At 41.4% G+C, this 20487-nt stretch carries 18 protein-coding genes; 14 read left to right on the top strand and 4 right to left on the bottom strand.

The window, feature by feature from the left end; all coding sequences use genetic code 11:
• Nucleotides 1-55: 55 nt before the first annotated feature.
• The 4 genes from IWX76_RS08710 to IWX76_RS08695 all read left to right on the top strand — a co-directional run bounded on the left by IWX76_RS08710 (nucleotide 56) and on the right by IWX76_RS08695 (nucleotide 5781).
• The gene (locus IWX76_RS08710; protein WP_196859515.1) at nucleotides 56-1045 is read left to right on the top strand and encodes an NAD-dependent epimerase/dehydratase family protein; all 990 of its coding nucleotides are present in this window, start codon (nucleotides 56-58) and stop codon (nucleotides 1043-1045) included.
• Nucleotides 1046-1059: 14 nt separating this feature from the next.
• Nucleotides 1060-2355 (top strand): HAD-IB family phosphatase, encoded by a 1296-nt coding sequence (locus tag IWX76_RS08705; protein ID WP_196859514.1) that lies wholly within the window; start codon nucleotides 1060-1062, stop codon nucleotides 2353-2355.
• Nucleotides 2356-2481: 126 nt separating this feature from the next.
• The gene (locus IWX76_RS08700) at nucleotides 2482-3546 is read left to right on the top strand and encodes a branched-chain amino acid aminotransferase (RefSeq protein ID WP_196859513.1); all 1065 of its coding nucleotides are present in this window, start codon (nucleotides 2482-2484) and stop codon (nucleotides 3544-3546) included.
• Between the two features lie 174 nt (nucleotides 3547-3720).
• Entirely contained in the window at nucleotides 3721-5781 is a 2061-nt protein-coding gene (locus IWX76_RS08695; RefSeq protein WP_196859512.1) for a S9 family peptidase, read from the top strand.
• 77 nt (nucleotides 5782-5858) lie between these two features.
• Here IWX76_RS08695 and IWX76_RS08690 read toward each other — a convergent pair whose 3' ends face one another.
• A complete protein-coding gene (locus IWX76_RS08690; protein ID WP_196859511.1) occupies nucleotides 5859-6773 on the bottom strand; it encodes a pirin family protein in 915 nt (304 codons plus the stop codon).
• Nucleotides 6774-6887: 114 nt separating this feature from the next.
• Between IWX76_RS08690 and IWX76_RS08685 the strand changes: the two genes are divergently transcribed.
• From IWX76_RS08685 to IWX76_RS08670, 4 genes are all read left to right on the top strand, one after another.
• Complete coding sequence (locus tag IWX76_RS08685; protein WP_196859510.1) at nucleotides 6888-7610, top strand: AAA family ATPase; 723 nt, start codon at nucleotides 6888-6890, stop codon at nucleotides 7608-7610.
• Between the two features lie 1010 nt (nucleotides 7611-8620).
• Nucleotides 8621-9025, top strand: a complete 405-nt coding sequence (locus IWX76_RS08680; RefSeq protein WP_196859509.1) for a hypothetical protein — start codon at nucleotides 8621-8623, stop codon at nucleotides 9023-9025.
• A 26-nt stretch (nucleotides 9026-9051) separates the two neighbouring features.
• On the top strand, nucleotides 9052-9615 hold the full coding sequence (locus IWX76_RS08675) for a Crp/Fnr family transcriptional regulator (RefSeq protein WP_196859508.1): 564 nt from the start codon (nucleotides 9052-9054) through the stop codon (nucleotides 9613-9615).
• 122 nt (nucleotides 9616-9737) lie between these two features.
• On the top strand, nucleotides 9738-10127 hold the full coding sequence (locus IWX76_RS08670; RefSeq protein WP_196859507.1) for a RidA family protein: 390 nt from the start codon (nucleotides 9738-9740) through the stop codon (nucleotides 10125-10127).
• 20 nt (nucleotides 10128-10147) lie between these two features.
• On the opposite strand, the gene IWX76_RS08665 is transcribed toward IWX76_RS08670, so the two are convergent.
• Nucleotides 10148-11305, bottom strand: coding sequence for a PAS domain-containing sensor histidine kinase (locus IWX76_RS08665; RefSeq protein WP_196859506.1), 1158 nt, complete (start codon nucleotides 11303-11305; stop codon nucleotides 10148-10150).
• Nucleotides 11306-11487: 182 nt separating this feature from the next.
• Here IWX76_RS08665 and IWX76_RS08660 point away from each other — a divergent pair, with 182 nt between their 5' ends.
• Nucleotides 11488-12048, top strand: a complete 561-nt coding sequence (locus tag IWX76_RS08660) for a hypothetical protein (RefSeq protein WP_196859505.1) — start codon at nucleotides 11488-11490, stop codon at nucleotides 12046-12048.
• 9 nt (nucleotides 12049-12057) lie between these two features.
• Here IWX76_RS08660 and IWX76_RS08655 read toward each other — a convergent pair whose 3' ends face one another.
• Together IWX76_RS08655 and IWX76_RS08650 are read right to left on the bottom strand one after the other, a co-directional pair.
• The gene (locus tag IWX76_RS08655) at nucleotides 12058-13851 is read right to left on the bottom strand and encodes a hypothetical protein (protein WP_196859504.1); all 1794 of its coding nucleotides are present in this window, start codon (nucleotides 13849-13851) and stop codon (nucleotides 12058-12060) included.
• Nucleotides 13852-13920: 69 nt separating this feature from the next.
• Nucleotides 13921-15729, bottom strand: coding sequence for a hypothetical protein (locus tag IWX76_RS08650; RefSeq protein WP_196859503.1), 1809 nt, complete (start codon nucleotides 15727-15729; stop codon nucleotides 13921-13923).
• A gap of 100 nt (nucleotides 15730-15829) precedes the next feature.
• Here IWX76_RS08650 and miaB point away from each other — a divergent pair, with 100 nt between their 5' ends.
• From miaB to secG, 5 genes are all read left to right on the top strand, one after another.
• Complete coding sequence (miaB, locus tag IWX76_RS08645) at nucleotides 15830-17260, top strand: tRNA (N6-isopentenyl adenosine(37)-C2)-methylthiotransferase MiaB (RefSeq protein ID WP_196859502.1); 1431 nt, start codon at nucleotides 15830-15832, stop codon at nucleotides 17258-17260.
• Between the two features lie 2 nt (nucleotides 17261-17262).
• On the top strand, nucleotides 17263-18501 hold the full coding sequence (locus tag IWX76_RS08640; RefSeq protein ID WP_196859501.1) for a sigma 54-interacting transcriptional regulator: 1239 nt from the start codon (nucleotides 17263-17265) through the stop codon (nucleotides 18499-18501).
• A 2-nt stretch (nucleotides 18502-18503) separates the two neighbouring features.
• A complete protein-coding gene (gene lptE / locus IWX76_RS08635; RefSeq protein WP_196859500.1) occupies nucleotides 18504-19013 on the top strand; it encodes an LPS assembly lipoprotein LptE in 510 nt (169 codons plus the stop codon).
• A 68-nt stretch (nucleotides 19014-19081) separates the two neighbouring features.
• On the top strand, nucleotides 19082-20005 hold the full coding sequence (locus tag IWX76_RS08630; protein ID WP_196859499.1) for a hypothetical protein: 924 nt from the start codon (nucleotides 19082-19084) through the stop codon (nucleotides 20003-20005).
• 14 nt (nucleotides 20006-20019) lie between these two features.
• On the top strand, nucleotides 20020-20364 hold the full coding sequence (secG, locus tag IWX76_RS08625; protein ID WP_196859498.1) for a preprotein translocase subunit SecG: 345 nt from the start codon (nucleotides 20020-20022) through the stop codon (nucleotides 20362-20364).
• The last annotated feature ends 123 nt before the right edge of the window (nucleotides 20365-20487 follow it).

Here is a 20487-nt window from a genome sequence, read left to right as displayed (position 1 = left end):
CCCCAAATATCTATTTTTGAGGCCATATATTAATGAACATCCTAAAAATAATGAAATGATATTGGTAACCGGTGCTACTGGTTTTTTAGGAGGGGAGTTAATCCATCAACTCACCCTGCAGGGCACAAAGCTTGTTGCGCTGAAAAGAGAAACTTCTGTTATTCCGGAACGGCTAAGGGGAAATCCCCTGATTGACTGGGTAATTGCCGATATTAATGATACGGCTACTTTGGATGAACTATTCGAAGGTATTACCGAGGTTTATCATTGTGCAGCATTGGTTTCTTTTGATTCAAAAGATAAAGCCGACTTGTTACGGGTTAACATTCACGGCACCAGCAATATGGTTAACCTTTGTTTGGATTATGGCGCACGCCTGGTTCATGTAAGCTCAGTTGCTGCTTTAGGTATCGCCAAAAAGGGCAAATTGATTACCGAAAACGATTATTGGGAATACGATGCGAAGGCAAACACCTATGCTATTTCAAAGTATGAAGGCGAAATGGAGGTTTGGCGTGGCATGACCGAAGGCCTCAGTGCGGTGATCATTAACCCCTCGGTTATTATTGGCGGCCATGCAGGTTTTACCGGCAGTGGCGCCATCTTTAAGCAGGTCAAACAGGGGTTATCCTTTTATACCCAGGGCAGTACTGGTTTTGTGGATGTAGAAGATGTGGCCAAGTTGATGATACAATTAATGGCCCGCAGGGTGCCTTCTGCAGATGGCGAAGACGGTGAACGTTTTATCATATCGGCAGAAAACTGGACTTATCGAGATCTGCTTACCGCTATTGCAAAGGAATTTAACTTATTACCACCAGCTAAACTGGCCAGCCCCTGGATGATGGGCATGGCCTGGAAAGTAGCGAAAATAGTTAACTTATTTACGGGAAAAACCAGCGCACTTACCCGCGATACTGCCAACAGCAGCAGTAACATCAACTTATACAGTAACGACAAAATAAAAAACACAATCGGTATGGAATTTAAACCTCTAAGTGTCAGCATTGCAGAAACCTGCGCCGCTTTAAGCAGAACGGTTTAAAAACACAAGAAAACATGACCCCAAAAAACATTTACATCATTGATTTCGATAGCACGTTTACTCAGGTAGAGGCTTTGGACGAACTGGCAAGAATTTCTCTAAAAAAACACCCGGACAGAGAGTTAATTTACAAAAAGATTGAAGATTACACCAACCTGGCCATGGAAGGGAAACTATCTTTTGGTGAAAGTCTTGCCCAGCGTGTGAAATTACTGGAAGCAACGGAAGACCATTTAAAACAACTGATCAAAAGGTTGAAGAAAAAAGTGTCAAGCTCGTTTGCCCGTAATGCGGAGTTTTTTAAGCAGCATGCCGATGAAATACTGATTGTTTCTGGTGGTTTTAAAGAGTTTATTACACCTGTTGTGAGCCAATACCACATTAAAAAAGAGAATATTTACGCCAACACTTTCGTTACCACAGGCGACGGAAAGATTATCGATTACGACCACGCCAACCCTTTAAGTGAAGAAGGCGGTAAGGTAAAATTGATGCAACAACTTAACTTGGAAGGCGATTTGTATGGCATTGGCGATGGTTATTCTGACTTCCAGCTGAGAGAAAGTGGCTTGATAAAAAAGTTTTACGCTTTTACAGAGAACATAGCCAGGGAAAGCATTGTAGAGAAAGCTGATCACGTGACGCCAAGCTTTGATGAGTTTTTATATGTTAACAACCTGCCTAGGGCAATCTCCTACCCTAAACACCGCATCCTATGCCTGGTTATTGGTGATGTGCCTGCAGAAAGCATCGCCTTGCTAAAAAAAGATGGCTACTCCGTACGCCACAAAACTACTTTTGAAGACAAGTATGTAGCCGACGTTCACATGTTGTTATTGCCAGAAGGCGAGACCATTGACAAGGAAAAGTTAAAGATGGCCAGCAAGCTGAAAACTATCGGTTATTTAGGAAACGCTAAAAAGCTGGATTTAGAAACCTGTACCAGAATGGGCATCGTGGTTTTTGACGATGTAAAACGTAATCCGCGTAACCTGAACTTCATTCCGAAAAGAATGATGGACTTTATGAATACCGGAACAACTTACATGAGTATGAATTTCCCTAACCTGCAATTACCAAGGATCGAAAAGTCGCACCGCTTGATACACATCCACCATAACGTTCCAGGTATTATGGCACAAATAAATACCATATTTGCCAAACATGACATTAACATTGTAGGCCAGTTTTTGATGACCAATGCCACCATTGGATATGCCATTACCGACATCAATGCAGCTTATGATAAAGACGTTTTTAAATCGCTGAAAAAGATTGAACAGACCATCAAGTTCAGGGTGTTATACTAAAAGCTAACCTACCGGTTTTCTTGATGTTAGTGTATTTTACACACCAGTTATTATGAAAAAAAGAAAGACTGCCATTTGAATTTTACGTAGTTTTGTAGGGAATTAAACACATTAAGTACAAATACCGTGACCGATACGTTAACAATTAACATCAATAAAGCTGCCGAGTCGAGGTTAGCTGATACAGACTTTGCAAGCTTGCCCTTTGGTAAAGTTTTTTCAGACCACATGTTCATCGCAGAATACGAAAATGGTGAATGGTCTAACCTGCAGGTTTTACCCTACGGACCGATTTCAATGAGCCCTGCTATTTCTGCGCTACATTACGGCCAGGCTATTTTTGAAGGCATGAAGGCATACCGCCAGGCCGATAACAGGATTAGCGTGTTCAGGGCCGATAAAAACTTTGAGCGATTTAATAAATCGGCTTTCCGCATGGCCATGCCAGCAATACCAAGAGAGGTATTTATGCAGGGTATTGCAGCATTGATCGAGATTGATGAGCAATGGGTACCCCATGTAGATGGATATTCGTTATACCTGCGTCCGGTAATGTTTGCTACAGATCCATATTTAGGCGTGAGGGCCTCAGACAAATATACTTTCGCTATTTTAACTACGCCAACAGGCCCTTATTATAGCAAAGCTTTAAAAGTAAAAATTGAAACAGAATATACACGTGCCGATGAAGGTGGTGTTGGTTTTGCTAAAACCGCTGGAAACTACGGCCGTTCACTTTATCCTTTTGCGGAAGCCAGCAAAGAAGGTTTTGATCAGTTGATCTGGACGGACTCTGCTACTCACGAATTTATCGAAGAAGCAGGAACAGCAAACCTGATATTTGTATTGGATGGTAAAATGGTTACCCCAAGCATTAGAAGCACTGTGTTAGATGGGGTAACCCGCGATACGCTGATCCAACTGGCTAAAAAAGCTGGTATTGAAGTGGAAGAACGCCGGGTGAGCATTAAAGAAGTAATTGAAGGAATTGAGAATGGCACCTTAACGGATGCTTTTGCTGCAGGAACTGCCGCAACGGTAACCCCTATTGGCCAAATCAGCTACGAAGGCACTTTATATACGCTGGCAGACCCTGAAACCCGCACGGTTTCAAAAGCCATAGCGAAGACGTTAAATGATATCCGTTATGGACTGGCAGAAGATGAATTCGGCTGGAACTGGGTGCTTTAACCCACGATAACGTTACATATTACCCGAGAAAGGCGCTTTAAATAAAGCGCCTTTCTCCTTTTTAAATATTATTTTTGAAGGGTTAGGAGACGATCATCAGCTTATGGCATTACATTCCCTACAGCGCTATACTGATGACACTCCATTAAATGGGCTTGCATTACACACGAACACATGAAAAAAATTTTACTATTGAGTTTAGCTTCAGCACTTTGCTTTGCCACACCGGCAGCTGCACAACTGAAAAAACTGAGCCAGGAGCAGACCTTTGGCAAAGAACTATCAATTACCAATCCGCTGAACCCTGTTACAGGTTGGAGCGACGATGAGCATTACCTGGAAAGAGACATGAACACCCGTTCGGTACAGGCGGTAAATATTAAGACTGGTGCAAAAACAGCCTTTACTCCGCCTGCAGAACGTGACCTGGGCATTAAAGTAAAAGAAAACGATAAGAATGCGACGCCATCGCCTGATGGCAAATATGTAGCTTTTACACGCGACAATGATCTTTATGCAGTTGAAGTAGCAACAGGAAAAGAGATCAGGTATACTACCGATGCCACTGATGTCATTTACAATGGTTATGCATCATGGGTTTACTTTGAAGAGATTTTGGGCCGTGCAACGCGGTATAAAGCTTTCTGGTGGTCGCCAGATAGCAAGAAACTCGCATTTATGCGTTTCGACGACACTAAAGTTCCGATGTTTCCGATTAATGGATCTACAGGTCAACATGGTTACACAGAAAAAACGCGTTACCCTAAGGCGGGAGACCCTAATCCGGAGGTAAAGGTAGGTTTTGTTGCTGCGGAAGGCGGAGAAGTAATATGGGCTGATTTTGACCAAAAAGCAGACCAATACTTTGGTACCCCTTACTGGAGTTTCGATAGCAGCAGCATGATGGTGCAATGGATGGATCGCGGACAGGAAAACCTGAAGTTCTATGCTGTGAGCCCGGTAAGCGGTGCTAAAAAAGAAATTTACGACGAGAAGCAAAGTTCATGGATCGACCTTGCTTTTGATGGTCGCATTGAATATTTGAAAGATAACAAACACTATATCCTGAAAAGTGATAAAACTGGTTGGGCACATTTCTACCTGTATACATTAGGTGGAAAGCTGATTAACCCGATTACCACCGGAAAATGGCAGGTAACGGACTTGCTGCATGTGGATGAGAAAAAGAAAGTAATTTATTTTGGTGCCCGCAAAGAAGCGTCTACGCGTACTGACCTTTACAGTGTAGGTTTCAATGGTAAAAACCTGAAAAGGTTAACCTTTGGTGATTACACACACCAGGTGGCCATGTCGCCTTCAGGTAAACATTTTATTACTACCTATTCTAATGTAAATACGCCACATAAACGTGCATTAATGGATGCCAATGGCAAGGTGCTGAAAGAATTAGGGGATAGTAAATCTGCAGATTTCAACAATTATGCTTTTGGAAAAACGGAAATGATCACGATCCCTTCTGGTGATGGTTATGATTTACCAGCCTCGCTTACCTACCCTACGGATTTTGATAAAACAAAAAAATATCCGGTAGTTTTTAGCATTTATGGTGGACCAGATGCAGGAACGGTAACGAATACCTGGAAAGGCACGGCCAACCAATGGTGGGCGAATGAGGGTATCATTCAGGTAGCTGTTGACCACCGTGCGTCGGGCCAGTTTGGTAAAGAAGGTGTGGCTTTAATGCACCGCAACCTGGGTAAATGGGAAATGCAGGATTACATGACTGCAGGCCGATGGTTAAAAGCATTGCCTTACGTTGATCCGGGGAAACTGCTGATCACAGGCCACAGCTATGGTGGTTACATGTCATGTTTAGCTTTAACCTATGGTGCCGATGTGTTTGACTTCGGTTATGCTGGCGCCCCGGTAACGAGTTGGGAATTGTATGACAGTCACTATACCGAGCGTTTTATGGATACGCCACAGGAAAACCCTGAAGGTTACAAAAATGCTTCGGTGTTAACCCATGCAGGCAATTATAAAGGTTTGTTGCGCATTATGCATGGCGACATGGATGATAATGTACATATGCAAAATACCATTCAACTGGTAGACAGGTTGCAGAACTTGAATAAACACTTTGAGCTAATGATTTACCCTGGTGGTAGACATGGCTGGGGTGGCGTAAAAAGCGCACATGACAGGGCGCAAAGAATCAGGTTTTACTATGAGAATTTATTAAATAAACCTGCTCCTGCAGCATTGTTGAAATAAGTTTAATTAGTTTTATATTGAAAGGCTCGTATCTTAACCGATGCGGGCCTTTTGTTTTATTAGCGGTTTGTTAGTGATTAGGAAAGTGGTTCAGGACTTGGCGCCGAACCCGCGGGTTTTGATTTGTCGTCGGGTAAAGGAATAAACTCCTCATGGTCGTTAGGAGGCAGGATAAACCGGCCATGTTTCCAGTCGTCTTTAGCTTGTTCGATACGTTCCTTACGTGAGGAAACGAAATTCCACCAGATAAAGCGTTGACCAAGAGGCTCGCCGCCCAACAGCATGAGCGTCGTTTCTACTTGTGCCACGACCAGGGGATCAACACCCTTCGTAAATACAAGCATCTTTCCTTCGGTATAAGTATGTCCGGCTATTTCGACAATACCCTTAACGATATAGAAACCACGTTCTTCATGTTCTTTAGGTAGCGCAAAGGGGGCGCCTTTCTGCAAGACCACATGGAGGTAAAATAGTGGAGAATTTGTGTTAACCTTACTTTTTAAACCATAGGCATCACCGGCAATGAGGCGCATCCAGATCCCTTTGTCGGTATAAACGGGCAACTGATCAGGTGTATAATTGGCAAAGGAAGGCGCTGCCTCTTCATCTTTTTCAGGTAAGGCCACCCAGGTTTGTATCATTTCCAGCCCCCCTGCTAGTGCGGAAGGACTTTCAAATCGTTCTGAATGCGCTATCCCGCTACCGGCCGTCATCCAGTTCACCTCTCCCGGACGAATGATTTGTTCAACGCCCAGGCTATCTCGGTGCGTGACCTCTCCTCCAAATAAATAGCTCACGGTAGACAGGCCTATATGCGGATGAGGAAGCACATCCATATTTGATGGTGGCGAGACCAGGCTTTCCACAGGACCCGCATGATCCATAAAAATGAAAGGCCCAACCATTCGGCGTTGCCGGAAGGGCAGGATGCGCTTCACCTCCATTCCAGGAGTTAGCGATGCCGCACGGGAATCTATGACGAGTTCTAGCATGAGGAGTGGTTATGTTTCACCATGTATCTAATTTACTACGTTTTAAGGTTACATTTATGTAATGGCTTAATTCTTTCCCACCTTATTACACCATAAAATACCTCAAGCATCAATATGGAAGCAAAACCTTATTTAAAGGAAGTACATCTTAAAAGAGATTTAATTCCATCATTTGATATCTACCCTTTTAACATTCCTGCAATTTCAAATTTATCATCACTAGAATTCCATCCCGATGTAACATTTATTGTAGGCGAAAACGGTGCTGGAAAATCTACACTTATCGAGGCAATAGCTTTAAGTCTTGGCTTTGGCATTGAAGGAGGCACTAAAAATGTACAATTTAAAACTCATCACAATGAATCGGGTTTATTCAACTACCTGAATAACGTCAAAAGCTTCAAAAAGCCCAATGACTACTATTTTCTGCGAGCAGAGAGTTTTTATAACGTCGCAACTTATATGGAAGAGCTGAATTACCTGCACGATTATGGTGGTAAATCACTACATCAACGATCTCACGGAGAATCTTTTATGGCAACACTAGGGCTAAAACTTAAAGGAAGAGGTCTTTATATTTTCGATGAGCCGGAAGCGGCGCTTTCCCCCACTAAACAATTGGAGGCATTAGCGGTGATTGACAAACTCGTAACAGCGCATTCTCAATTTATAATAGCTACCCATTCACCAATCTTGTTAGCGTATCCACATGCTACCATCTATCAGCTTGATGAATTCGGTATAAAACGAATTAAATATGAGGAGACGGAGCATTATATGGTTACTAAATATTTTCTAAACAACCACAAGGAAATGATCAAAGAAATCCTCCAATAATTTCCCAATATAAAACATGATGAATCTTCTATCAAAGTCTGCCGAGGGGAATCAATAACAAGTTCTAACCTAAGATGTGGTTAAATTTCAAAATGCGATATTTTTTCTAGATTTTCGGCTTATGCAAGCTACAGATCGATTAACCATGATGGTTGCATAATATCCATGAAGATAATAGATAATATATTTTACAATATCATTTGCGCCTCTGAGATTATTCAAAGGCGTATTTGGGGATATGGCGATAGTGTTTGGGGAGACAGAGTACTACGGACGCTACTCAGTTTTCTCGCAATAATATTGTGGATAATTCCATTGAAATTATCTATTCCTATGTATATATCTTCTATCATAGCCTTAACTCCTTTTATTTATTACTTTTTCTTTATTGGCAGAGAAAGCGAAAGTAAATATGAACTTGCGTTTTTGAAATTTACGTCGCTACCAAAATGGGTTAGGAACACTTATATTGGTCTAATTTCTTTCATTTTCGTCATTTTACCCTTTGCGATTATTCTTTTGATTTTTGTAGATATGTATGCTTAGCTATGATCCACCTCCTAAATTTGATTTTATTACTACACGTCATGCTAACAAATATCCAGGATCCACAGCCAAAACATCCAAGGTTAAAACTTATCTGGGATTTTTAAACATGATAAACCTACGGGTGCTCGACATTCAGCAGTGACCTATGTGAACCTGTCCTATACATACAAGACAAAACATTTTTCCAAAATGATATAAAGTTCAAGTTCGTAGTCGAGTTTAAACTGGATACTGCACAGTCCTATTGTGACAAAAGATCTTTGTTTAAAGATCTAAATTTTATTTTTTCATCAGCAACTTAGCTTTTAGAAGCATTACGCAATATGCAAAATACATGGCAATGTTCCAGTGAATCAATTCATTTACACGCGTCTATAAATAGGAACACAAGAGTTTGTAACTGCTTTTGAACCGCGCATCATGCTTATTTAAGCGTATATTAGTATCTCCAAATTCAACGCATGAAGATTTTAGCCATTACCTTAACGCTGTTGTCAACCTTAAGTTTAGGGTGCAACACGAATGCTCCAGGCAAAAACTTACCCTTGGAATCACCTTCCAGGCCAGATGATTACAGCAGGCAACTAGTTGATGCCATTACCACCGTTGATGCAAATGAATTAACCTATGTGTTTAAAGGTTACGAACAAGCCGGCAATAAGGTGTATATCAAAGTACATGCTTTTGGGGACAGCACCAATGTAGAAATGCCGATTTTAGTCAAACAGTGGAACAAATTAGAGGGAGTAAAAGAGACAAAAGGGGTTGGTTATCAAGGTGCCGAATTGAGTGGTCTGGAATTAGCACTGACAAATGATGAAATTGCTAAATTTGAATATAAAACTTTAGGCAGGATCATAGACTAATAGAAACGTTCGTATGTTTGTAAGCAATGTACCAACAGCTGAGAAAACATATTGAAAAGATTGTCCCACTAAGTGATGAGGATTTTGAATTTGTAAGCACACATTTTTTAGTAAAGCATTACAAAAAGCACCAGTTCCTTGTCCAAAAAGGAGAAATAGTACCCTTTAATTATTACGTGGTATCAGGGCTTACTAAACTGGTTTACACAGATGATTCCGCGAAACAACACATCCTGGCTTTTGCAATGGAAGACTGGTGGGACAATGATTTCCAGGCCTATTATACCAAAACAAAAGCCACACTGTCTCTAGAGTGCTTAGAAGACACAACAGTCCTTTGCCTGTCACTCGACAATTACCATGCACTGTGTGCTGGGTTGCCTAAAATTGAACACTTCTTCCTCGAAAAAGTAACCCTAGGTTTTCTTGCTGCCCAACGTCGCATTTTAACTTTATTGACCAGCAATGCCGCAGCTCGTTATGAGCAGCTAATTAAACAGCACCCCTCCCTAATACAACGGGTACCGAAGACCCAACTGGCTGCATATCTTGGTGTTTCCCGCGAAACATTAAGCCGTCTTAGCAGTTAGTGTGACCTAGCACACATCATAATCGTGAGAAAAGTCACGGTCATATTTCTACAGTGATAAGCACCTTTGTAAAGTTGATCAACAATGATCAATTTGGAAATAATTAATTAAGCAAAGTAGAAATGGAAAAACGCATTATTAATCCCTGGAAATGGCAAGACGAACGGCATTATGCGCAAGCTGTTGAAGTAACACAAGTTCAAGGTACATTGTACTGTGCAGGACAGGCAGCTGTACATGCAGATGGAACATCGAGTTCAGCCGACATGGAAACACAGTTGCAGCTGGCCATCCAAAATTTAGAAAAGGTCATTATTGACGCGGGATATGAATTCAAGAACATCGTCAGGCTCAATGTTTACACCACATCACATGAAGAATTTTTTCCTTGCTTCGATACCTTTGGTAACTGGATCAATAGGAATCAGATCAAACAAGCAGCTACATTTTTTGAAGTAAAATCACTTTATGAAACCCTGAAGGTAGAATTGGAAGCCACAGTAGTCAAATAAACTAAAAGTAGTTAAAGGGTTTAAGCATCCCGGACAGGTAATGTAAACCAAAAATTAGAACCCCTACCCGGGATGCTTTCCACGCTGATGTCACCTCCATGACGCGCAATAATTTCTGCTGAGATATATAAACCCAATCCCAATCCGGCCGTGTAGCGGTTTTGCTCCAATCTATAGTACCGGTCAAACAGCTTTGGAACACTCTCTAAAGGTATTCCTGGTCCACCATCAATTACAGAAATTTTTGCAAACCCTTTTACTTGTTCTACCTGAATAACGATCTCTTGAGATAAAGGCGCATACTTGACTGCATTGTTAACCAAATTTACCAGTACTTGTTCAATCTTATGTACATCGCCAAACAATGATATATTCTGTTCACCCCGAAAAACCAGGCGGTGCTTGTCATCTATTTGAAGATGATTAAAAATGGCATCTGTAATATCTGACAAAACAAAAACTGACTTATTTAACGAAAGCTGCCCCTGCTCTAACTTTGTAGTACTTAGCAGGTCATCAACAAGGCGCACCAATTTCGTCACCTGGCGATCTGAATCCTGTAGCAATTTAAAAAGTACTTCGCTCACCGGAGTTCCAACGGTAAGCTGCCTGCTCAATAACTGGCTAATTGCCTTTACACTCGTGATCGGTGTTTTAAGTTCGTGACTCGCCACGCTGATAAACTGCTCTTTCTGTACACGCAAGTTATGCTGTTCAGTAACATCTTCAATGATCGTATAACCTAGGGTTTCGCCATGGTCTGAAAAGAGGATTGATGTTACATGGCACCAGACAATTGTGCCATCTGCTTTAGTAAGGCAGGTCTCGAGGCTAAAGTATGGTGTCCTATTCTGCCACAATTTCTCTTGTAGAACCACCCAATCCTCGCGCCGATTCTCGGGTGCATAATCCGTGATTTTCTTACCAATAAGGTCACTTTTGGCAGCATAACCTAATAAGGTGATCATGGCCATGTTTGCCTCGATGATAGTGAGGTCGCTGTTAATAATTTTATTGCCTAGCCTTGATGATTCGAAGATAGTTTCAAAAATAGTTCGGCTTTCCTGATAAGCTGCTGCTTTAGCCTCCCTCTCCGCGTTTGCGGCAGCCGCCCTTAATTCTATATTTTCTTGTTCCAAGGCAGCTATCCGGGTGACTAGTGTCTGAGCGCTTTCCATATAATAATTAGAATAATGTGTTTTGCTTCTATAAAGTAATAATCATGAATAGTAACATCATCAGTCCTCCATATGTTTAGCATGCTTTTCGTGTATTTTGGCGATGAAATGCACACAATTAAATTGAAGATAATAATTATGCCAATACTTAAAATCAGCGGATTTTTGTTTAATCTTGGTACATGAAAAAACTTTTACTCCTAATTATTTTATTTACAGTTACTACTTGTTCCTATGCACAAAAGGATAGTTTAGCCAATGCTATTCAGATGCGTTCAGCAGCCATTGGACATGCTGGCAACAATGAAATTAAAGTGAACCTCTTTTACCTGGTTCTAGGTTTACCAGAAATTAGTTACGAAAGGCTGATTGCAGATAATATGGGTGTTGGCGTATCCGCAATGTTGTCGCTTTTAGATGAACAGGACGTTAGGTACGCTTTACTTGCTAATTACCGCTTGTATTTTGGCAACAAAAAAGCAAATGGTTTTTTTATAGAAGGTAACATGGGTGTCGTGGCGGAGGAACATGGTACTTATTATTTTATGCCTGAAAATAACGGATATTATGAATTAACGAAAAGCACCAAGGCCTATTTTGGTTTAGGAGCTGCTGCAGGCGCAAAATTTTTAACTAGAAACGGACTACTTGGAGAGGCATACCTAGGTGCAGGTAGACTGTTGGGCAATAGCAGCTCGGGGTATTATCCAAGAGTAGGCGTTACTATAGGGAAGAGATTTTAATGTCTTTCCCTAGATTCTTTTGTTTTGCTTGCGTTTTTCGCGGGCCTGTTTTCGTTTTTCTCGATCTGCCTTCATTTTTTCAAATTTTGCCAGCTGGGCTTTGATATAGGCTTCCTTTTGTGGGGTAACCCCTACGCTATGGCGGATTCCCTGAAACAGGGTTTTCCATATAAAGTTGAAAAATGATCGATTGGGTTTTCTTTCATAATCTATTTTCGCCGGCTTAAATACACCGCTGGCATTGGGGTTAGCAGGGTTAATCACAACGGTGTTGGCCAGCAATGACAATAAACCCTGGCGGCTAAATCCGCCACTGCCTTCTTCGCGCTTTAAGACGGCTATGGCAAGGTCATCATATTTAAATGCCATATTTCCCTGCGCACGGCTGGAATTGGCTTTAATATTAAACTTAAGCTCTTGTACCGCACCACTTTTAATATGCATCATACCTAAAGGTTTCGTTACTCCGTTTAATACGCCGCCGTTTAAACCGTTAAGGCGACCTGAATAGCTAAACGCCCCATCCTTGGCTAGGAGATCGAACTTAAAATGTGTTTGCATACGCCCCTGGCCCATTAATAAGGTATTCAACCTGATTTCCATGAACTGGTTTTTCTTTTTTTCTTTATCAACGTTGGTAATATTGGTGATGGTACCGGAGGTCTGCTCAAAACTGATGCGCCCTTTTTGTTTGCTGTTGCGGTCGTATTCAGCATAGCTAACATCAAGATTATGCAGGCTAACTTTCCGTAGCGTCAGTTTACCCGGCAGCTTTTGTAATAACTGGTGAGGATCCTGCCCCGTTTTTATAGTATCCTTTCCTGGAATTTCATTGTTGTTAAACACTGCCACATGGCCATTCCGAATATTCATTTCCCTGGCAAGCAACTCTTGCTTTTTCACAAACAGGGGCAAATCGAGGCCCTTAAGCTCCACATCATTCAGGTGTATATTAAATCGGTCTTTCGAGTAACCAACCACTTTAGAAAATGCCATTTCCGCATAACGTGGCACCAGAGCCAGGTTGTTAATCTTTAAATTTCCAGTTGCCGAACTGAAATTGATTTCATGAGCCTTCACGTGATACATACTATCTGCTGTAGCAAAAGAATAATCACTCAGCTGCAGTCTAATATCTTTAAGCAGGTACAGGCGGGTCGTATCCTGCGCAGAGTTTGCATCAATTAACCAATCCTTCAGCGATACATTTAAATGCTGCAGGGAATCAATCACCGGAACTTCGTGGTTATTATCAATATACTTAAAGCTGACTTCGTTAAAATCAATACTGGTTACCCTCACTTCTTTGAGGTATTTGGAGACAAAGTCAAAAGGGGATTGCAAAGGTCGCGGAGGACGGTTCTCGTTATATTCGTATTGTTTGTTGACCATCGTAATTTTAGGATGGTTAATGATAATCCGATCTATCGTTAACCGACGCTTGAAATACACGCGGAAAGGATGCACATTCCGAATGCTCAGCTTTTCCAATTCAATATGATAGATGTTATTTGGTGCGCGTTGGGCAGCAATTAGTTTCTTCAACACCAGTGTATCAGGAACAAACCTTACCTGGCTCAAGCTGGCATCGCCAGTTAAGCAATTAACAGTAATCCCGGAAAATTCAATGTGATAGAGGTTTTCTGTGGTACTGGCAACCAACTGTTTGACCTGCTTTGCCAAAATAGGCTTCACCCAAATGTTCATGTAAAGTGAAACCGAACCGAACACAACTAAAAATCCTGCAGCGCTGATGACCAGCCATTTTATAATTTGATGACTCTTAAGTAGTTTTCCTAGCATAGGCGGAGCGCATAACCAGCTCTAATATACATTTTTCCAGTTATAATGTCAATTAGTACATTGCAGAGGCTATTGTGCCCTTTTCTCACGTCGTTCTTGCTTTCGTTGTTCGCGTTTTTCTTTTCGATCGGCTTGTTTTTTCTCCCGATCATCTTGATCATCAGCAATCTTTTTGTAGGCCTCTTCCGGACTTTTCACTGGTAGTGCCCCAATACCCACCGTTTCACGGATCCCTACAAATACACTTTTCCATAACAGGTTGAAAAATGAAGCAGCTGGCGTACGCTCCAGGGTAATATTTGCTGTGCGCACAGCCTCACCTTGTGTCGGGTTAGCATCTTTAATGATAATGGTATTGGCCAGGAACGACAACAAACCCTTTTCTTTTGCCGGCCCACCGTCTTCACCGGCTTTGAGCATGGTGACTTTTAAGTCGCGATAGTAAAAGCGCATGGTTCCTTTACTGCCCTGCAAGTTTGCAGAAATATCAAAATCGGCCTTTTGCACCGTTCCCTGATCAATCTTTACTAAACCCAGGTTCCGTGAAAGCGGGTTTAATGCCGTCATGTTCATGCCACCAATTTTACCCGAGTAACGAAAGGCGCCATTGGTTGATAATAGGTTAAAATCAATGTAAATGTCAATATTAGCCGCCTTAATAATTCGGGTGCTCAAGTTTGCAATCGCATGGCTATTTTTGGTCAGTTGCAATGAGTCGTTCGTCACATTACGTACTGTTCCATGTAAATTATCAAGATTTACCGTCCCTCTTTTTTGAGTGGCAGGGTTATATTCGGTATAAGCAACATTCACTTTTTTAAGGATCAGCGTGTCGATGTGAATCGGCTGTGATAATCTTCTGAGGGCCACATGTGGATAATTACGACCTTTATTAAAGCCTGGAGGCGGTAGTTCCCTATTCATAAAAATGGCTACATCAGCAGGGCCCACCGTCATGGACTTCGCATGAAAATCACCTTTTTGGTTAAGTTTAACAAAATCTACACCTGTAAAACTAAGCGACTTAAAATTCAAGTCATAACGATCTTTTTGCACTTTATATTTCCGGCTAAAAGCCAAGTCACTCAACATGGGCACCATGCGAAAACCCTTAACCTGTATTGATTTACCAGTGGCCGAACCTGTTAAGGTATCAACTTTTAACGTATACATTTTGTCTTTGGTTAAAGAATTATACCCCAGTAACTGGAAAGAGACATCCTTAGTGTTGTAAAAACGTGTGGTGTCCCGGTGTGATAATGAATCTAAAAAAAAGTCGTCTACATTAATATTCAGGTTTTTAACCGTATTAAGCTTACGGCCCCCAGTACCACTGATGTAATCAAAATCAGCATCGATCACTTTAACCTCCCTAATCCGGATAGACTTTAAGGTAGCAGAAATCATTTCGTAAAGTGTTTTCTGCTCCACAGTGTCGGGCTGAATTGGCACTTTGCGGTAAATCATATTAATAGAAGGCTTATTTAGGACGATCGATTTAATGTCAAGCCTTTTTTTGAAATACGCGTTCCATAAGCCGGCTCTGTTTAAGGCTAACCTCTCTAGTTTGACGTGAAAAACATGGGTTGGTGCCAGCTTATTTTTCTTTAATGCTTCATAACCCGCAGAATCGGGCATGAGCACCACGCTATCTAAAGTAGCCGTACCGAGTAGCAGATTCAAGTGGATATCTTTAAAGTCAATCCGGTATAGCTGATTAGATGCATTGTAAACACCTTCCTTAATTTTTTCAGTGAGTATGGGTTTCCATTTTGCGCTGAGGTAGATGGCTGCTGCGCCAATAACAATGATTAGCGCCAGGAAAACGCCAATAACCCACTTCCATACCTTACTTAACTTAAGTTTGCTTTCCGTCATAAAATAATATGATTTAAATATTACAACACAATATCTCTGCCACTTTGTCATTTATAGATATAATTACGTATTTTTGAATCCCAATAAATAGCAACTATATATGATTGATTTACAGCTAACAGAAAAGACACATGATGAAGCTCGGCAGGGTGAAGCGCTAGTATTAGACGCTCCTGAACAGCGAAACGGCAAAAAGCTATATATTGAAAGTTATGGTTGTCAAATGAATTTTGCTGACAGTGAAATTGTTGCTTCAATTTTGAAGGACGATGGTTTTACCACAACTGGCGACTATAAAGAAGCCGACGTGGTATTTATTAATACCTGTTCAATCAGAGAAAATGCAGAGCAACGGGTAAGAAACCGATTGTCGCAATTTGGTGCTGAAAAACGACGTAATCCTAAATTAATTGTTGGCGTTTTAGGTTGTATGGCTGAAAGGTTGAAAGCAAAATTCATGGAGGAAGAGAAACTGGTTGATGTGGTTGTTGGACCAGATGCTTACCGCGACCTTCCTCAATTGCTGTCACAGGTAGAAGATGGTTCAAAAGCGATCAATGTTTTGTTATCAAGAGAAGAAACTTATGCTGATATCAGTCCGGTCCGTTTAAATGGAAACGGCATTACCGCATTTATCTCCATCATGCGTGGTTGCGATAACATGTGTTCATTTTGTGTAGTTCCATTTACCAGGGGCCGTGAACGCAGCAGGGATCCTTACTCTATTCTGGCGGAAGCACAGGATTTATATGAACGCGGTTATAAGGAAGTAACCTTGTTAGGCCAGAATGTTGACTCTTACAAATGGAAAGGTGCTGATGCTGCAGAAGGTGCTGCTATCGAAGTGAACTTCGCACAATTGTTGGAAAAAGTAGCCTTGGTGAGTCCGGAGTTAAGAATACGCTTTTCCACTTCTCACCCTAAAGACATTACTGACGAAGTATTGTATACCATCGCTAAACACGATAATATTTGTAATTATATCCACTTGCCTGTACAATCAGGAAGCAGCAGGGTGCTGGAATTGATGAACAGGACCTATACCCGCGAATGGTATATTAACCGTATTGATGCGGTGAAAAGAATTATTCCTGGCTGTGCTATCTCCTCGGATATTATTGCCGGTTTCTGTACAGAAACAGAAGAAGAGCACCAGGAAACCCTGAGCATGATGGATTATGTAGGTTACGACTTTGCCTTTACCTTTAGCTACTCAGAAAGACCAGGTACCATGGCGGCCAGAAAGCTGACAGATGATATACCAGAGGACGTAAAAAAACGCCGCTTAAGTGAGATTTTAGTTAAACAACAGGAATGGTCATTACGCAGGTTACAACAACAAGTTGGCAAAACCGTTAGAATTTTAGTAGAAGGCTTTTCTAAAAAATCAGATCAGGATTACTGTGGTAGAAATGACCAGAATGCTATGGTTGTATTTCCTGCCACGAAGAACATCAGTCCGGGTCAATATGTTAATGTTTATATAGAGCGTTGTACTTCAGCCACTTTATTGGGCAGCCTAGCAGAATAATTATGGATATACAAGACATTAAAAACCGCTTTGGTATTATAGGGGGCTCTCCGCTTCTAAACCGGGCGATCGATACCGCACGTCAGGTTGCCCCTACTGATATGTCAGTTTTAATTACCGGAGAAAGTGGTAGTGGTAAAGAGGTGTTTTCACACATTATACACCAGATGAGCGCCAGGAAACATGGTGCTTTTATTGCCGTAAACTGCGGTGCTATACCAGAAGGAACCATAGACTCTGAACTTTTTGGCCATGAGAAAGGATCTTTTACCGGTGCACATGAGGCTCGTAAAGGTTATTTTGAAGTAGCCAATGGTGGTACCATTTTTTTAGATGAAGTAGCAGAATTGCCATTGGGCACACAAGCCCGTTTATTAAGGGTATTGGAAAGTGGCGAATACCTGCGTGTAGGATCTTCAAAAGTTCAGAAAACAGACGTTCGTATTATAGCCGCAACCAATGTTGATGTGTATAACCGCGTTAAATCTGGTAAATTCAGGGAAGATCTTTACTACCGTTTAAACACGGTACCGTTAAGAATACCTGCGCTTCATGAACGGAAGGAAGATATTTACTTGTTGTTTAGAAAGTTTTCTGCAGATTTCAGTGATAAATACCGTAGTCCGGGCATACAACTAGAACCGGATGCCATACAAATGCTAAGTAATTACAGCTGGCCTGGTAACGTGAGACAGCTGAAGAACATTGCGGAGCAGATCTGCGTATTGGAAAAAGAAAGAAACGTAACGGCTCAGGCCTTACTGAATTATATTCCGAATGAAAGTGCGACCAACCTGCCCATGGTAAGCGGACAGCATAATAAGGAAGACTATACAGAGCGGGATATTTTGTACAAGGTTCTTTTTGATATGAAAAAGGACATGATGGACCTGAAGAAGTTGGTAGCAGAGATTATACAAAGCGGTGGGAATACGTCGCATATTATCGCTGACAACCCCCACTACATCAACCAGCTTTATCAGGAAGCAGAGTTAGGATCGGGCATGGAGCCAACGTTGACCATTAAAAAACCAACGTCCAATAATAACAATCCGATAGAATACAACTATGCTAACGACGCAGAGGAAGTGGAAGAGTCTTTATCCCTTATCGACAAGGAATCGGACCTGATTAAAAAGGCACTGAAAAAACATAAGGGCAAGCGTAAATTTGCTGCACAAGAACTGGGCATATCTGAGCGTACGCTTTACAGAAAAATTAAAGAACTAAGCTTAAATTAGAGATGAAAAGAACACGCATATTATTGCTATTGGTGATCATCGGAACTTTTAATTCTTGTACCATCAAGTTTAACGGTGCTTCGATCCCATTGGAAATGAAAACCATTAACGTTGAGTTCTTTGAGAACAATGCCCAGCTTGTGGTTGCTAATTTAAGTCAGCAATTTACTGAAGAGCTTAAAAACAGGATCCGTACACAAACCCGCTTAAGCATGACCCAGGGTGACGCCGATGCCAAACTGGAAGGCCGGATTACCGGATACGACATCAGGCAGTTAACCTTATCGGATAATGATGTGCTTACCGAAGGATCCAGCAGGTTAACCATTACGGTAACGGCGAAGTACACCAATAATCTGGAGCCCAAACAAAGCTTTGAAGAAAGCTTCACCCGCTTTAGGAATTTTTCAGTGGCAGGCAGAAGTTTGCAGTCTATTGAGCCCCAATTGATTAAAGAGATTAACGTGGAGCTCACGGAGGATATATTTAACCGGGCTTTTGCGCAATGGTAGCCAAACCAAAAAGCAATCCTTAACTTAGCACCGTGGAGCTGGAGAAAATTAAACAGGAAAGATTATCAATGTGCCTTGCTGAACCCCATTTGGTGGATCAGCAGGATATTTCTTTATTAAAGGACCTGGCCCGGCAATTCCCTTATTTTGAAGCCATTCAGCTGTTATTGGCGAAAGCTGAACCAACGAATGCCAAGGCACTCACTAGCGCAGCTTTACACACTAACGGAGATTTGTTGCACAAGGTTATGCAGCGTAATGCAACTTTAAGTAAAGTAGATGCTCATACAATTACATTACCAGTTCAAGAGCCCATTGTAGAAACATTAAGGGAACCAGACGCTATTGAAGATGCCTTTGTATTGGAAAGCATCTCCTCTTCAGACTTTTTTGTCTTCCAGGAAAACTTTAATCCCGAAGAAGTCAAGGAAGAGATTCAGGAGCCAGTAGCTGCAATCGCGGCAACACATCCTGAGGTTATTACACCAATTGATGAACCGGTAAGTGTTAGTAATTATGATGACGACACCTTACCCTATACTTTTTTATGGTGGCTGGCAAAAACCCGCAAAGAGCATCAGGCAGTATTTCAGCCCTATGCAACACCTAAGAAAAGCAATCCAGGTGAACTTCAGCAGCAGTATGTAGAACACATCTTTCATATTCAAAGTCCGTTCAACGCAGAAGAGGTGATTAACAATACACCAAATAGCAAAAGCGTTGATCCATGGGAAACCAATATCATTGATAATTTCCTAAAAAAGGACCCTCAGATCAGTCCACCAAAGCCTGAACAAATCGACAACGAGAACAAAGCTAAAAAAAGTGCTGAAGACCATAATGACCTGGTATCAGAAACGCTGGCTAAGATTTATATCGAGCAGATGCTTTATCACAAGGCAATAGATACTTATCAAAAATTAAGTTTGAAGTTTCCAGAAAAAAGCCGTTACTTTGCCGACCTTATCCAATCTTTAGAAAAGAAAATTTAACTATATAACAGACTATGATTTTTTTAATTATTTTATTAATCATCATTTGCGTTGCCTTGGGCATATTTGTATTGATCCAAAACCCTAAAGGTGGTGGTTTAATGACTGGCGGTTCGGGAAGCAATATGTTTGGTGTTCAACGTACAGGTGATGTTTTAGAAAAAGGAACCTGGGTGCTTTTAACCTTAATCGTGGTTATTACGCTATCAATCTCTACCATTTCTAAAAATGGAGCAGGTACTAGCGGAGGTTCAAAAATTCAGGAGCAACTGGATAGAACGCCTACACCATCGCCGCTTAACCAACCGGCACCAGCAAACACAACGCCACCGGTTAACCAACAAAAGCCAGTACAATAAAAGACTCAAATAATTACTTAAGGCTGCATCATTGATAAAATGATGCAGCCTTTTTTTATGCGATAACGCCACACGTAATGCTGCCAGACTGACACGAAAATTACGTTCATAAAACGATTAGCT

Origin of the sequence: Pedobacter sp. CAN_A7 (assembly GCF_015752175.1) — a bacterium.
In the GTDB taxonomy this organism is placed as follows: domain Bacteria; phylum Bacteroidota; class Bacteroidia; order Sphingobacteriales; family Sphingobacteriaceae; genus Pedobacter.
This window is presented reverse-complemented; position numbering and strand designations above follow the sequence as displayed.

Excerpts from the sequence above, each read along its gene's own strand:
- IWX76_RS08710 (WP_196859515.1), top strand. The coding sequence starts at position 56 with ATGATATTGGTAACCGGTGCTACTGGTTTTTTAGGAGGGGAGTTAATC.
- IWX76_RS08705 (WP_196859514.1), top strand. The coding sequence starts at position 1,060 with ATGACCCCAAAAAACATTTACATCATTGATTTCGATAGCACGTTTACT.
- IWX76_RS08695 (WP_196859512.1), top strand. The coding sequence starts at position 3,721 with ATGAAAAAAATTTTACTATTGAGTTTAGCTTCAGCACTTTGCTTTGCC.
- IWX76_RS08690 (WP_196859511.1), bottom strand. The coding sequence starts at position 6,773 with ATGCTAGAACTCGTCATAGATTCCCGTGCGGCATCGCTAACTCCTGGA.
- IWX76_RS08685 (WP_196859510.1), top strand. The coding sequence starts at position 6,888 with ATGGAAGCAAAACCTTATTTAAAGGAAGTACATCTTAAAAGAGATTTA.
- IWX76_RS08680 (WP_196859509.1), top strand. The coding sequence starts at position 8,621 with ATGAAGATTTTAGCCATTACCTTAACGCTGTTGTCAACCTTAAGTTTA.
- IWX76_RS08675 (WP_196859508.1), top strand. The coding sequence starts at position 9,052 with ATGTACCAACAGCTGAGAAAACATATTGAAAAGATTGTCCCACTAAGT.
- IWX76_RS08670 (WP_196859507.1), top strand. The coding sequence starts at position 9,738 with ATGGAAAAACGCATTATTAATCCCTGGAAATGGCAAGACGAACGGCAT.
- IWX76_RS08665 (WP_196859506.1), bottom strand. The coding sequence starts at position 11,305 with ATGGAAAGCGCTCAGACACTAGTCACCCGGATAGCTGCCTTGGAACAA.
- IWX76_RS08660 (WP_196859505.1), top strand. The coding sequence starts at position 11,488 with ATGAAAAAACTTTTACTCCTAATTATTTTATTTACAGTTACTACTTGT.
- IWX76_RS08655 (WP_196859504.1), bottom strand. The coding sequence starts at position 13,851 with ATGCTAGGAAAACTACTTAAGAGTCATCAAATTATAAAATGGCTGGTC.
- IWX76_RS08650 (WP_196859503.1), bottom strand. The coding sequence starts at position 15,729 with ATGACGGAAAGCAAACTTAAGTTAAGTAAGGTATGGAAGTGGGTTATT.
- miaB (WP_196859502.1), top strand. The coding sequence starts at position 15,830 with ATGATTGATTTACAGCTAACAGAAAAGACACATGATGAAGCTCGGCAG.
- IWX76_RS08640 (WP_196859501.1), top strand. The coding sequence starts at position 17,263 with ATGGATATACAAGACATTAAAAACCGCTTTGGTATTATAGGGGGCTCT.
- lptE (WP_196859500.1), top strand. The coding sequence starts at position 18,504 with ATGAAAAGAACACGCATATTATTGCTATTGGTGATCATCGGAACTTTT.
- IWX76_RS08630 (WP_196859499.1), top strand. The coding sequence starts at position 19,082 with ATGTGCCTTGCTGAACCCCATTTGGTGGATCAGCAGGATATTTCTTTA.
- secG (WP_196859498.1), top strand. The coding sequence starts at position 20,020 with ATGATTTTTTTAATTATTTTATTAATCATCATTTGCGTTGCCTTGGGC.